The organism is Nostoc sp. DedQUE08, from assembly GCF_034530895.1.
GTDB lineage: Bacteria > Cyanobacteriota > Cyanobacteriia > Cyanobacteriales > Nostocaceae > Nostoc.
In genome coordinates this window covers 1-14,402 of record NZ_JAVRCD010000109.1, presented here as the reverse complement: position 1 = coordinate 14,402, position 14,402 = coordinate 1, and the positions used below count along the sequence as shown (strand labels likewise).

The 14,402-nt window shown below is 42.1% G+C and carries 8 protein-coding genes and 1 pseudogene; 2 read left to right on the top strand and 7 right to left on the bottom strand.

Features of this window, described 5'->3' with window-relative positions; genetic code table 11:
* Window positions 1-297 precede the first annotated feature (297 nt).
* Entirely contained in the window at window positions 298-5,031 is a 4,734-nt protein-coding gene (locus RMY64_RS35805) for a hypothetical protein (RefSeq protein ID WP_322702578.1), read from the bottom strand.
* A gap of 165 nt (window positions 5,032-5,196) precedes the next feature.
* Between RMY64_RS35805 and RMY64_RS35800 the strand changes: the two are divergent.
* Window positions 5,197-5,456 (top strand): annotated as a pseudogene (locus tag RMY64_RS35800) (IS4 family transposase); the annotation flags it as partial.
* A gap of 375 nt (window positions 5,457-5,831) precedes the next feature.
* Here the strand turns inward: RMY64_RS35800 and RMY64_RS35795 are convergent.
* The 6 genes from RMY64_RS35795 to RMY64_RS35770 all read right to left on the bottom strand — a co-directional run bounded on the left by RMY64_RS35795 (window position 5,832) and on the right by RMY64_RS35770 (window position 11,722).
* Window positions 5,832-6,110, bottom strand: a complete 279-nt coding sequence (locus RMY64_RS35795) for a hypothetical protein (protein WP_322672401.1) — start codon at window positions 6,108-6,110, stop codon at window positions 5,832-5,834.
* 323 nt (window positions 6,111-6,433) lie between these two features.
* On the bottom strand, window positions 6,434-7,090 hold the full coding sequence (locus RMY64_RS35790; RefSeq protein WP_322672402.1) for a pentapeptide repeat-containing protein: 657 nt from the start codon (window positions 7,088-7,090) through the stop codon (window positions 6,434-6,436).
* A gap of 645 nt (window positions 7,091-7,735) precedes the next feature.
* On the bottom strand, window positions 7,736-9,514 hold the full coding sequence (locus RMY64_RS35785; RefSeq protein WP_322672403.1) for an asparagine synthetase B family protein: 1,779 nt from the start codon (window positions 9,512-9,514) through the stop codon (window positions 7,736-7,738).
* Window positions 9,515-9,840: 326 nt separating this feature from the next.
* A complete protein-coding gene (locus RMY64_RS35780) occupies window positions 9,841-10,149 on the bottom strand; it encodes a HigA family addiction module antitoxin (RefSeq protein ID WP_322672404.1) in 309 nt (102 codons plus the stop codon).
* Window positions 10,150-10,164: 15 nt separating this feature from the next.
* On the bottom strand, window positions 10,165-10,449 hold the full coding sequence (locus tag RMY64_RS35775; protein WP_322672405.1) for a type II toxin-antitoxin system RelE/ParE family toxin: 285 nt from the start codon (window positions 10,447-10,449) through the stop codon (window positions 10,165-10,167).
* A gap of 391 nt (window positions 10,450-10,840) precedes the next feature.
* A complete protein-coding gene (locus RMY64_RS35770; RefSeq protein ID WP_322686918.1) occupies window positions 10,841-11,722 on the bottom strand; it encodes a 4-hydroxybenzoate solanesyltransferase in 882 nt (293 codons plus the stop codon).
* A gap of 476 nt (window positions 11,723-12,198) precedes the next feature.
* On the opposite strand from RMY64_RS35770, the gene RMY64_RS35765 reads away from it, so the two are divergent.
* Window positions 12,199-13,848, top strand: coding sequence for a Ppx/GppA phosphatase family protein (locus tag RMY64_RS35765; protein ID WP_322686737.1), 1,650 nt, complete (start codon window positions 12,199-12,201; stop codon window positions 13,846-13,848).
* Window positions 13,849-14,402 lie beyond the last annotated feature (554 nt).

Below are 14,402 nucleotides of genomic sequence, written 5' to 3'. Positions count from 1 at the left end.
CAGAAGTTGGACTTTAATACACATAATCATGATTCTGTCAATGCGTAAGTCCTAAAATCTATTCTGGTTCAGCAAATTCCACAAATAATGATACTTTTATGAAATAGATACTGGTAAATTCTCTTAATTTAACTGAGTCCGATCAACCTCTCCCTCCCAACCTCCCTCTCCCACAGGGAAAGGGAGGAGCAACGATAAATTAGGGTTTTGGCTTCCCTCTCTGTGTCAAAGAGGGGTTGGGGGAGAGGTCAAAAAAGGGCTTATCGAACTCACGTTATGTTTACCTGAAAATAGCATTTAAACTTGCACAACAAAATCTGATGCACTTAGAGTTAGCGCACCAGTCAGAGTTGCAAATAGACCGCCACTACCAAAACCAGCCGCACTGCCATTTTGATTGTAAAATAACTGTCCATTCACAGCGTCGTAGATAATTTTCGCTGTGCTAGTTTCCCCATTAGAAATGATTTGAAAATCACTCTTGTTACTAAAACCTGTTCCAGCAGTTGAAGTAATAGCACTAAAGGTAATTTTATCTAGGACAATCCGATCGCCTTGGGAACTGTTAAAGTCACTAATGGTATCTACACCAACAGTAGTCGCGCCAAAAACTGCATCAGTGTTGTAAACGAAACAGTCCGCGCCAGCACCGCCGACAAGAGTATCATTACCATCACCGCCGACGAGAGTATCATTACCATCACCGCCTCGCAATAGATCGTTGCCACTCAAGCCATAGATAATGTCATTACCCCCCTGAGCATTAATCACATCGTTGGAGTTTTCAAAACCTGCGATGCTGTTATTTAGGTCATTGAGGAATGTGACTGTGTTTTTGTTAAACAGGCTAGCTTGAGTAGAGTTGGCATTGAAGACATCAAAGCTGTCGGTGATGTTGGTTTGCCCATCAAATAGGATATTGCCAATCGCAGGTGTTGCTCCAGAAGTTGGCAGGTTATCGAGGTTTTCTAATTTGAAGTTTTGCAGAGTGACTTTGGTAGATGCCACATTTTCAAAGGTAACTTCTAAATTGTTAGCATTTTGAGTTAATTGCAGATTTTGGGCAGTTAAATCACTACCTGTAAATTGCAAGGTGTCAACATTGGCGATCGCTGCTACCGACGGCTTTGTGCCTTTACCAATGCCACTAAAATCGGTGATGGTGTCATTGCCATCGCCAGGGCGAAATACAAATTTATCTTGACGCCTGTTGCCCGTCAGGGTATCATTACCAGGAGTTACGGTCGGTTTCAGGGTGTCGTCACTGTTTATATTCGTCCTCCCAAACACCACATAGCTTTGCCCAGCACCATTTTTGCCGTTGGGGTCGGCACCATATGCCCCAATAATCAGGTCGTCAATGCCATCGTTGTTAATGTCTCCCGCATTGCTAACTGAGTAGCCTGATAAGTCATTTGCTTCTATGCCGTTGATTATAAAGCCATTAGTGCCATTCAGGTCAGACAGGTTAAGGGTGCCGCTACTGCCTATATTCGTTCCCCCAAACACTACATAGCTTTGCCCAGCAGAATTTTTGCCGTTGGCGGTGGCATCAGATTCCCCAATAATCAGGTCGTCGATGCCATCGTTGTTGATGTCCCCCGCTTTGCTGACTGAGTAGCTTGAGGAGTCACCTTTTGCAATGACGTTAATTAAAAAGCCGTTAGTACCATTCAAATCAGAGAGGTTGAGGGTGCCGCCACTGCCCAGATTCGTTCCCCCAAATACTATATAGCTTTGCCCAGCAAAATCTTTGCCGTTGCGGTAAGCATATTTTGACGAAATAATCAGGTCGTCAATGCCATCGTTATTGATGTCCCCTGCATCGCTGACAAAGGAGCCTGAGTCGCTATCTTCTGCAATGCCGTTAATTATGAAGCCATTATTACCATTCAAATCAGAGAGGTTGAGGGTGCCGCCAATGCCCAGATTCGTTCCCCCAAACACTACATAGCTTTGCCCAGGATCATAATTATAACTTTCAGGGTAGAACTTTCGTGACCCAATAATCAGGTCGTCAATGCCATCGTTGTTGATGTCCCCTGCATTGCTAACTGAGTAGCCTGAGTGGCCATTTTCTACAACGCCGTTAATCGCGAAGCCGTTAGTGCCATCTAGGGAAGATACGTTGAGGGTACCGCCACTGCCCAGATTCGTTCTCCCAAACATTACATAGCTTTGCCCAGCTTCATATTTGACGTTGGGGGAGGTAACTGCTCCAATAATCAGGTCGTCAATGCCATCGTTGTTGATGTCCCCAGCATTGCTGACTGACTTGCCTGAGAAGTCAATTCCTGTAATGCCGTTAATGAAAAAGCCATTAGTACCATCCAGAGAAGAGAGGTTGAGGCTGCCGTTACTGCCCAGATTCGTCCCCCCAAACACCACATAGGTTTGCCCAAGATAAGATTTGCCATCCGAATTGGCACTTGGTCCCCAAATAATCAGGTCGTCGATGCCATCGTTGTTGATATCCCCCGCATTGCTGACTGAGCCGTTTAAGAATACACCTTCTTCTACGCCGTTAATCAAAAAGCCATTAGTGCCATTCAAATCAGAGAGGTTGAAGGTGCCGCCACTAGCCAGATTTGTCCCCCCAAACACTACATAGCTTTGCCAAACAGAATCTTTGTCGTAGGGGGAGACACTAGGTGCCCCAATAATCAGGTCGTCAATGCCATCGTTGTTGATGTCCCCTGCATTGCTGACTAAATAGCCTGAAGAGTCACGTGCCGCAATGCCGTTAATTATAAAGCCATTCGTGCCATTCAAGTCAGAGAGGTTGAAGAAAGGGTCAGCACCCGCACTACCGACAAGGGTATCATTGCCTGCACCACCGACAAGGGTATCATTGCCCGCACCACCTCTGAGTATGTCATTGCCATTTTTACCGTCGATGATGTCGTCACCCCCCTGACCATTAACCACATCAGCAGAGTTGTCAAAACCTGTGATGTTATTGTTAAGGTCATTGAGGAAAGTCACCGTGTTCTTGTTGAATAGCGAAGTTTGAGTGGAGTTAGCATCGAAGACATCAAAGCTGTCGGCGATGTTGGTTTGCCCATCAAATAGGATATTGCCAAGTGCAGGTTGTGAACCGCTTTCTGGGAGATTATCCAGGTTTTCTAGTTTAAAGTTTTGCAAAGTGACTTTGGTAAAAGCCACTTTTTCAAAAGTCACTTCTAAATTGTTACCATTTTGAGTTAATTGCAGATTTTGGGCAGTTAAACCCGAACCTTTAAATTGTAAGGTGTCAACATTGGCGATCGCCGCCGATGTTGGGGTTGTGTTTTTACCAATGCCACCAAAATCGGCGATAGTGTCATCGCCATCGCCAAGGCGAAACAAAAATTTATCTTCACCGCCATTGCCTTTTATGGTGTCGTCACCAGTCAACCCATTGATGATGTTGTTGCTAGGTGTGCTAAATAAGTTATCTGCATCGGAAGTTCCAGTCAGGTTGGGAGAAGTATTGCTAGTCGCAATATTCGTCCCCCCAAACACCACATAGCTTTGCCCAGCATCACGGATGCCGTTGGGGTCGGCATAAGGTGCCCCAATAATCAGGTCGTCAATGCCATCATCGTTGATGTCCCCCGCATTGCTGACTGATTTGCCTGAGTAGTTATCTTCTGCTATGCCGTTAATTATAAAGCCATTATTGCCATTCAAGAAGGCGAGGTTGAAGATGCCGCCACTGCCCAGATTGGTTCCCCCAAACACCACATAGCTTTGCCCAGCTCTACGGATGCCATTGGGTTTGGCACCCGGTGCGCCAATAATCAGGTCGTCAATGCCATCGTTGTTGATATCCTCTGCATTCCTGATTGAGATGCCCTCCGAGTCGTCACCTACTGCAATGCCGTTAATCAAAAAGCCATTAGTGCCATCTAGAGAAGAGAGGTTGAGGGTGCCGCCACTGCCCAGATTCCTTCCCCCAAAAACCACATAGCTTTGCCAAGGATAATTTCTGTCGTCGGCGTAGGGATTAAATGCCCCAATGATTAGGTCGTCAATGCCATCGTTGTTAATGTCCCCCGCATTGCTGACAAAGGCGCCTAAGAAGTCATCTACTGCAATGGCGTTAATCAAAAAGCCATTAGTGCCATTCAAATCAGAGAGGTTGAGGGTGCCGCCACTGCCTAGATTGGTTCCCCCAAACACCACATAGCTTTGCCCAGTATTACGGATGCCGTTGCGTTTGACACCCGGTGCGCCAATAATTAGGTCGTCAATGCCATCGTTGTTGATGTCCCCCGCATTGCTGACTGAGATGCCTGAAGAGTCATTTTCTGCAATGCCGTTAATCAAAAAGCCATTAGTGCCATCCAGAGAAGAGAGGTTGAGGGTACCGCCACTGCCCAGATTCGTCTTCCCAAACATTACATAGCTTTGCCCAGCATTATCTTTGCCATTGCCCTTGGCATTCGGTGCGCCAATAATCAGGTCGTCAATGCCATCATTGTTGATGTCCCCCGCATTACTGACTGAATAGCCTGAGTAGGGATTTACTGCAATGCCGTTAATTATAAAGCCATTAGTGCCATTCAAAGAAGAGAGGTCGAGGCTGCCGCCACTGCCCAGATTCGTTCCCCCAAACACTACATAGCTTTGCCCAGCATTATCTTTGTCGTAAGGTCCGGTATTATATGCCCCAATAATCAGGTCGTCAATGCCATCGTTGTTGATGTCCCCCGCATTGCTGACTGAATAGCCTGATTGGTCAGATTGTGCAATGCCGTTAATCAAAAAGCCATTATTAGTGCCATTCAAAGAAGAGAGGTTGAGGCTGCCGCCACTGCCTAGATTCGTCTTCCCAAACACTACATAGTTTTGCCCAGCATCATAGCCGTTGAAGACGATACTAGTTGCCCCCCCAATAATCAGGTCGTCAATGCCATCGTTATTGATGTCCCCCGCATTGCTGACTGAGAAGCCTAATTGGTCAGATTGTGCAATGCCGTTAATTATAAAGCCATTAGTGCCATTTAAAGAAGAGAGGTTAAGCAGGTTGAATGATGAATTAGCCATGATTTTCTCCTGTGTTTATTTCTTGTCAGTCAGCAAGTGAACTTTAAGGTTCTACGCTTGAAGTTCCGTGTTCTAAGTAGGGGCGTATAGATACCATTGGTGTCAACTTAAGCAAAAAGTTAGTATAAGATGTATTACTAAGAACATTTACATAGATATTACATCATAGGTGCAAAACGGCCAGCCAGTATTGGAAACCCGGATTTGCGTCAACACAAGCAAATACCAGCACCGCCAATTGAGGAAATCGAAAAACAACTATATTCATTGTTATCTCCTGCGAGCTTCAAGCCACTAAAATTATGTTCAGGGAAAGATGAACAAAAAAATTGCGTCGGCGCAGCCTGCCGCAGGCATCGCGAATATTGACATTATCAGTAATGATAGCGGTAGTGTTAAACCTTGTGTATCAACAAATTTCAGGAAGATGTTGTCAGCTATATTGTAGAACATCAAAAGCTCTTTAGACTTGTCCGTAAATTTATAACCCAGTCTGTACAAGGGTTTTAAAGGGTGCTTATATGTCTTCGCTCAACGTAGCAATAAGGGTTTGGGATAGTTGATGATAGTTTAGAAACAAAAAATAGGATTTTTAAATTTGAAGCGCCAACACGATTTATTATGCTATACAATCCGCCAAAGCTATATATGGTAAATATTAGGATTTATAAAAATAAAATTATATCTCCTATCTTCACGGGAATTTAATTTTCGGACAGGTCTTTTGGAATAGTCAAAACTAAGCGTAAGCGTCATCAAGAGATTGACGCTTACACCCAACAAATTTGGGCTTTATCTTCTTAAGTTGACACTAATGTGCAGTGCCGTGCCCTACATCCCTCGGTATAATGCTGTACCGCATCGGAATGGGAACGGCTATATCTAATTTTAATTACAGTTTGAGCATTCATAATCACAGAAGAAGCTGTGTTAACTACAGCTTGAGCATTCATAATCACAGAAGAAGCTGTGTTAATTACAGCTTGAGCATTCATAATCACAGAAGAAGCTGTGTTAACTACGGCTTGAGCATTCATAATCACAGAAGAAGTCGTATTAACTACGGCTTGAGCATTCATAATCGCAGAAGAAGCTGTGTTAACTACAGCTTAAGCATTACTTATGATATAAGGAATATTTATAATCAATATTGAAGTTGTATTAACTAAGGCTTCAAGACTTCTCGTTTTGTGCATTTTTAATTCAGAATTGGGTTTTGGGAAAAGGGTAAGGGTTATAAGGTTTTTTCTTTCCCTTTCCTCTTCCCCAAAACCCGATAAGTATTGGGTTTCAAGTTTACTTATTCTGACTTTTGAATTCTGAATTATGCTATATCTCGTTTCCATGCAGAGTATGGAAACGAAATCAGAAGATTATCTCACTTTGGCAGAGCTACTTCTAGCTAATAAATAACTATCTGAGGTTGCTCAATTGTGCCATCAGGCATGATAGTATCTCGCAACTTCGCATAAATCAAATTTGTCTTCCAAAGGTTTGCCTTACTCAAGTTTGCTTTAGTTAAATTTGCCCATGTCAAGTCTGCACTAGTTAAGTTAGCCTCAGTCAAATTAGCTTCTAGTAATTTTGCTCCACATAGCTTGGCTCGTGTGAGATTTGCAAAACTTAAGTTAGCTTCAATCAGCGATGCTTCAATTAATTTGGCTTCACTTAAGTCTGCTTCTCTCAAATCTACATCACATAAAGAAGCACCCCAAAGATTACTACCTATGAATTTTACTCGCCATAAGAATGTTCCGCACAAATTTGCTCGTGTTAAATCAGCATTAGTCAAATTGGCTTCACATAAAGATGCTTCATACAAATTAGCTTCGCGTAAGCTAGCTTGGATCAAATTTGCACCACTTAAATTAGCACGAGTCAGAACACAGCCAGATAAATTTGCATCACGCAAATCAGCTCCAATTAAATTAATACCACTTAAATCAATTCCTTTCAGGTCGATTCCTCTCAAGTCACATCCACTGAAATCCCGACGCTGAAAATATTTATTTGTAATTTGACTTAAAATAAATTCCTGTTGTTGAGGATAATTGTTCATGGTATTCACCTCTGGGTGTAATCGATCTCAAAGGTTGAGTGTGTTAGTTACCGCAATACTTCTCGCTTTGTGCATTTTTAATTCGGAATCGGGCTTTGGCAAAAGGTTACTGGGTTTGAGTTAAAGGTTTTTTCTTTCCCCTTTCCCCTTTCTTTTTTCCCCTTAACCGAGAAGTATTGGTAGTTACCGTATATTGAGAGTACACCGCAAACGGAGATTAGCTCAGGAAATAATCAAAAATAAATTAACAGAAAATCGGCAATCACTTGAAAATGCGTTTTTTCAGTGGTTTTTAAAACAAAAAATGCTGACATAAGTCAGGAAATATTCATATAACAAGAGTCATTTGTCTTTGGTCATTTATCATTGGTACTAATAGACCTCTTGCAAAAATATATTTTTGCACTCTTAGGGAAAAGGGAAAAGGTTAAAGGGAAAGGATTTTGAGTTTTTTTACCCTTTTACCCCGACTTTTGCAATAAGTCTAATGACTTCGATTTCCTTACAGCTTTTTATGAAAAGCCAGGGGATGAGTTAAGATTTCAAATTTCCATCAGTGTTGAGTATTTTTTTTCACTTATTACCCAGCACTGATAGCGAAGGCATAACTCAATTGAGTTATGACGTATCTTTTTGTTGCTTTCACTAGTGCGCTTTTTGATTTACTTGTAACCAAATTTCTAAACTAGCAAGCAACCACAGCTTTACTCCATATCGGCTCCAAGTATCTCCTTGATAGTTTAACCAATTACGAATTGGCATCTGGTTTAAGTAAGGAGTGATAGCTGCATTTCGATTGAGCAATAAATCTCTGGCTTCTTGCTGCCAATATTTCCGAAATCCTAGCTGCACTGGTACCATCATCCCACTTTTGGGACGATGAATAATTGTGTCTGGTAAGATATCTGCGATCGCCAAAGACGCACCGTAGGTAATCGCTTGCTTTAAAACTGCTTTTTCTTCCACTCCCGAAAGCTTATACTCTGGAGGTATCTCCATGCTTAACTCTACTACTCGTTGGTCAAACAGAGGAGAACGACCTTGCAAAAGAGCAGCTTGAGTCAAGTTACTGACTTTCGTCAAAATTTGGTCAGCGCCTTTAAATTTGATATTCATTGCCATCAACCGATTCAGATAGCTAGCTTGGGAATATAAATCTTCTGCAAAAACCCAAGGCGCTGTTTGTACTGCTGTCCAAACTTCTGGTTTTAAAAGTTGTGGTAAGTCAACAGCACACTTTTGAAAGGAAATTAAATAAGCTTGCAATGCATCTTGATTGGTGACAGAGCCATATAAACTATTAATTAGCATCGGCTGATTTTTTGGGCCGCCAAAACAAGGGTCGCCACCTTCACCATTTAAAACTACTTCTACGCTTTCTCTCGCCAGTCGTCCCAGCAACAGGTTGGGAACAGTTAATGGGTCGCCAATGGGGTCATCTAAATAAGCCATTGTTTCCGGCAGGCGTGACCACATATCCTTAAAAGTAATTTCTAAAATGTGGTGCTGCGTCTGACAATGGGATGCAACGAGACTGGAAAATTCTAACTCATTGGGACATTCTGAACCAAAATGAATCGAGAAGGTGTGGACTGGTGCTTTGTGGAATTTTGCTACTAAAGCAGTGATACTGCTAGAGTCCAAACCACCAGAAAGAAAAACGCCAACGGGTTCATTAGCTGGTGGTAAATATTCTTGAACAACTTGCTCTAGAAGTTCTCGCAAGCGATCGCCATGCCATGCTAAGGGTCGATCGCTTGCTATAATCTGTTCTTGAAGCTGCCAATAAGCTGTAGCTTTGTAGTCAGGAAATTCTAAAACAGTTCCAGGTCGCAGTTCTCGCACCTGTTCCCAAAGGGTTCGTTCGCCAGGAACAAAAGCACAACAAAGATAATCTCGCAACGCCACCAAATCTAAATCGGATGAACGATGAGGTGCTAAAGTTCTCAGTTGAGGCGCAATCCAACGAACTGAACCAGTGGTAGTGTAATAGAGAGTACGCACACCGATGCGATCGCGAACCAATCTCAACACCTGTTTCTCTCTATCCCAAACCACCAACGCAAACATCCCCACAAGTTGGCTAAGACTTTCATTACCCCATCGTTCCCAAAGATTAGCCACCAGTTGCAGAGAACTTCCTTGAAAGCTATCCGGTTCAATTCCCAACTTTTGCAGCAATTGCACTCGGTTAGTTAACCAAACATCACCAACAACAACAAATCGTCCTCTAGAACTGATTGCTAATTTTTCTGTCGGCAATTCCGAAGTTGTGCGTGGTAAAATTACAGAAATTTTTTCATCTCGCCAAGCTATATCTTCATGATTTGCATCAACTGTTCCCCACGCTACGCGCCAGGTTGGGTTAGTTTTGATGAATTCGATTTTAGGAGATTTACGATTTTTAAACGCATCAAATAGCATGGGAAATTTTCAACGCATAATCAGTAAGAAGTCCACCTCCAACGCACTCGTTGCAAGCGAGGAGGGGGCTATAATGTAACTTATATTTTCTAGTGAATTTTAAAAATCCAAGCAAGATAAGTAAGTCGCTGTGAATATTTATCATCAGGTTCACGCAGGAGGCAGGAGGCAGAAGGCAGGAGGAAAGAGGGTTTTACTCCACTTTACTTTTATTAACATAGTTTGATTTTTCCCGCCTGTTCTACTTACAAGTTTTATAACCATGAAATTTTCCATTCTCCCTCAAATGACGCACCCTACAAAATTTAAAATTTTGCTTGACAAACTCAGGCTACATCATTAAACGGAAGTTTAGGTATTTGATTGTAAACTTCTGCATTTTCTTCAAGAGCTTGACGTATATCGTATTGCGTTTGTAAATTCAACCAAAACTGAGCGCTGCTACCAAAATAGCGAGATAAACGCAACGCTGTATCTGCTGTAATACTGCGTTTTCCAGATAAAATTTCACTAATTCGTGTCTGAGCTACACCTATATCTTTGCTTAATCGATAAGGGGTAATATTTAGTGGCTCTAAAAATTCTAGTTGTAGGATTTCCCCAGGGTGAATATTTGGCAGACGGGTGTTATTCATAATTATTGACCTGCATTAGTGGTAATCTACTATTTCAACTTCCGAGGCATTATTCTCATCCGTCCAAACAAAGCAAATTCGCCATTGATCGTTAATACGAATGCTGTACTGCCCTTTCCTGTCGCCAACTAACTTTTCTAAACGATTACCAGGTGGAGAGCGCAAATCGCTAATTGACGTTGCAGCCTCAAGGATGAGCAGTTTTCGGAAAGCAGTTTTTTGGATATTGGGCGGATACTGAGAAGATGTAAAGCCGTCAAAGATAAGCTTTGTCTCTTCAGATTTAAAACTAACAATCACAATACTATCGCTTTGCGTTACTATCGTAAAGCGTTAGTATACACTTCAAGGCAACTCGCATTAACTTAATTTGTGTGATGCCAAGTGTGATTCCTGCGAAAAGCTATCTAGCTTTAGAAAAATTACTTCAAAATGCCTTCTGCCTCTTGCCTCCTGAATTCTTAGAGGATGTTTGAAAAGTCTGTAGTAGTGTATCGAATATTTGTTTACCCCACCCTAACCCTCCCCGTATGTATTGGGGAGGGAACTAGATTTTCCTGTTTCCCCCCAATACATCGGGGGGATTAAGGGGGGTAATGTGACTTGTGTGTACACCGTAGCCAATGCATCGGGGGGATTAAGGGGGGTGAAAATGCGATTAAACACAGCCAAACACTTTTAAAACAACCTCTTATAAAGATCCAGCAATCATCCCAGCAAGTAAAATAAAACCAATCCACACATTTTGCCGGAACATTTCACCATAAGCAGAATTAGGTAAGTATCGCTCTCTTAATCGCAGAGACTGCCAAACCCATCCGATAGTAGCAACTGCAAGGCTAATCCAGAAAGCTAAGTGCAGATGTATAACTACGCCTAACCAAGACAACAACAAGATTGTGCCAGCAAAGAAAATTCCAATAGCGAGAGGGGCATAATTACCAAAAAAAAGGGCGCTAGAATTAACACCAATGCGGCGATCGTCTTCCTTGTCGCTCATGGCGTAAACTGTATCAAATCCCAATGTCCACAATACAGTTGCGCCCCAAAGCAACCAAGTTGGTTGAGAAATGCTTTGCGTTACCGCACTCCAACTAATCAAAACCCCAAAACCCCAAGCGATGGAAAGCACCAGTTGCGGTACGGGAAACACCCGCTTTGCACCTGGATAAAGCAAAATTACAGGCACTGCTGCCACGCATAACCAGAAACTCAAGGGGTTAAGATAAAAGGCCAAGACTGCTGCACATGCTAGCGAGACGATCGCAACTATAATTCCAACTTTCACAGATAAGGCGCGAGAAGCAAGGGGGCGATCGCGTGTTCTCTCCACTTCTGGATCGATATTCCGATCCCACAAATCGTTGACAACACACCCAGCCGCACTCGTGGCCAGAGTACCCAATATAATCACACCAACCAGAGGTAAAGGCGGTTTTCCTGAAGCTGCCAAAAACACAGCCCAAAGGGCAGGAATCATTAAAATTAACCGCCCTTCTGGTTTATGCCAGCGTAAAAGCCGGATAATTACAAGCCAAATTGGTGACTGGGGGCGTTCTGGTGTCGTTAGCATAGGATTGATTGATGGGGCATTGGGCATTGGGCATTGGGCATTGGGCATTGGGCATTGGGGATTGGGGATTGGGGATTAGTTATTTCTCCCCTTGCTTTTTTACTCCTATTCCCTATGCCCTATTCCCTATGCCCCATTCCCTATGCCCTATTTTTTAATTCACACTTCTTTACATCTATAGAATAACGTTATTTGTTATTTGTAAAAACATAACCCAAAGTGGCAACTTTAAATATCTTTAAATAGTCACTGCGGTTATAAATAGTAGGGTGAATATACATAGCTCAGTTACCCTCGATCGATCTGAGTTGGGAATGCTGAGTATTTTTTAATTTACTCAATATTCAGCACTGGCTCAACGCCCTGCTACCGCTAACAGCACTCAGTCTGAGCAAGTGTGTTGTCATAAATATCAGTGCTAGCTACCCCGACGTATCACCGTTTGACATCATTTCTTAATAAAGAGAGAAAACTAGATGCTGAATTTAGTTTCTAGCTGGGAGAGTATTCCAACTCAACCATCTAAGCAACATCGGATTATTGCTGCCATTGACCTGGGAACAAATTCTCTACACATGGTAGTAGTCAAGATTGACCCTACACTACCAGCTTTCAGCATTATTGCTAAAGAAAAGGAAACCGTAAGGCTTGGCGATCGCAATCTTACCACTGGAGAACTCAAGCCAGAGATAATTGAAAAGGCGATCGCTGCTTTAGGACGCTTTCAAGAAGTTGCCAAAACTATCAACGCTGAAACAATCATCGCTGTGGCAACTAGTGCTGTGCGAGAAGCCCCCAATGGTAAAGCTTTTTTGCACACAATAGAAACGGAGTTGGGTTTAAGCGTTAACTTGATTTCTGGTCAAGAAGAAGCGCGGCGAATTTATCTTGGCGTGCTGTCGGGGATGGAATTTAACAACCAGCCCCACATGATTATTGATATTGGCGGTGGTTCCACAGAATTAATTTTAGGCGATAGTCACCAAGCCCGCATTCTCACCAGTACTAAAGTTGGTGCAGTGCGACTCACTAGCGAGTTAATCACTACTGACCCCATCAGCACCACTGAGTTCCAATATCTGCAAGCTTATGCACGCGGAATGTTGGAACGTTCTGTAGAAGAAATCTTAGCAAACCTAGAGTCTGGGGAATCTCCGCGTTTGGTGGGTACGGCGGGCACAATTGAAACCCTGGCGATGATTCATGCACGGGAAAAGTCGGGTGTTATTCCTTCCACTCTCAATGGCTACCAATTTAGTCTTCAAGACTTGCAAGAGTTGGTAAATCGCTTGCGCAAACTGAGTAATTCCGAAAGGGCTGAAATTCCTGGTATGCCAGAGAAGCGCCCTGAAGTTATCCTCGCTGGTGCAGTCATATTACAGGAAGCAATGACCCTTTTGGGTAGTGAATCGGTAACAGTTTGTGAGCGTTCTCTGAGGGAAGGCGTAATTGTAGACTGGATGTTAACCCACGGTTTAATTGAAGATAAGCTGCGCTATCAAAGTTCAATTCGGGAACGGAATATCCTCAAACTCGCAGATAAATACCATATCAATTTAGAATACAGCGATCGCGTGGCAAAATTTGCCGAGAGTTTATTTGACCAAACTCAAGGTACTCTACATCATTGGGGAACTGATGAACGACAAATGCTGTGGGCAGCTGCAATATTACACAATTGCGGTCATTATATCAGCCATTCGTCTCACCACAAGCACTCTTACTATTTAATTCGCAATGGTGAATTACTTGGTTATACAGAAACCGAGATTGAAATTATTGCCAATTTAGCGCGTTATCATCGCAAATCGCCGCCCAAGAAAAAACATGAAAACTACCAAAATTTGCTGACCAAACAACAACGACAAATTGTTAGTCAATTAAGTGCGATTTTAAGATTGGCAGTAGCATTAGATAGACGACAAATTGGTGCAGTTGCTCAAGTGCAATGTGAGTATTATCCACAACTGAAGCAGGTCAATCTGCTAATTTTTCCATCTCAATCAGATGATGATTGTGCTTTAGAACTTTGGAGCTTAGATTATAAAAAAGGAGTGTTTGAAGAAGAATTTGGAGTGAGATTAGTAGCAAGTTTAGAAAAGTCTAATATTACTAACTTCTCTTAAAAATTAGGGTGCGTTACACTGTGTTAACGCACCTACACATAGCTGATATTTATGGTTGCGATCGCTAATCAGCTTGAGAAGTTAGTTCCAATATAAAAGCTTCAGGTAAAAATCAGAAAATTTATCTAATAACTATTAGCATTATATTATACAACAAAAATCTTAATTAAATTTGCCAAGTGTATGAAAATAAAATATATATCTAACTTTGACATCCAACTTAAGGATGAATTTATAACTATCCCAAGAACCATTTAAAAACAAAAAATAGTAGTTAGAATAGAGCTAACAATCTATGAAATTTAGGTTATGTTGCTAGTGGATATCTAAGCCGGGAAACTTAGATATCCTTATATAAAATTTCAATAGTTTAATAAGTAATCAAGCAGACATAATATTGACTGGAGTTTAGACTAATTTTACCCATCAAACCGCTAAACCCTTATCCAGACAAGCTTTGATAATTTCTAGGCTTGATATAATTCCGAAGTCTAAAATGCTAGGACTTACGCATTGACAGAATCATGATTATGTGTATTAAAGTCCAACTTCTG

Bases quoted from the DNA above. Each gene is read 5' to 3' on its own strand.
- RMY64_RS35805 (WP_322702578.1), bottom strand. From the start codon at position 5,031: ATGGCTAATTCATCATTCAACCTGCTTAACCTCTCTTCTTTAAATGGC.
- RMY64_RS35795 (WP_322672401.1), bottom strand. From the start codon at position 6,110: ATGAATGCTCAAGCCGTAGTTAATACGACTTCTTCTGTGATTATGAAT.
- RMY64_RS35790 (WP_322672402.1), bottom strand. From the start codon at position 7,090: ATGAACAATTATCCTCAACAACAGGAATTTATTTTAAGTCAAATTACA.
- RMY64_RS35785 (WP_322672403.1), bottom strand. From the start codon at position 9,514: ATGCTATTTGATGCGTTTAAAAATCGTAAATCTCCTAAAATCGAATTC.
- RMY64_RS35780 (WP_322672404.1), bottom strand. From the start codon at position 10,149: ATGAATAACACCCGTCTGCCAAATATTCACCCTGGGGAAATCCTACAA.
- RMY64_RS35770 (WP_322686918.1), bottom strand. From the start codon at position 11,722: ATGCTAACGACACCAGAACGCCCCCAGTCACCAATTTGGCTTGTAATT.
- RMY64_RS35765 (WP_322686737.1), top strand. From the start codon at position 12,199: ATGCTGAATTTAGTTTCTAGCTGGGAGAGTATTCCAACTCAACCATCT.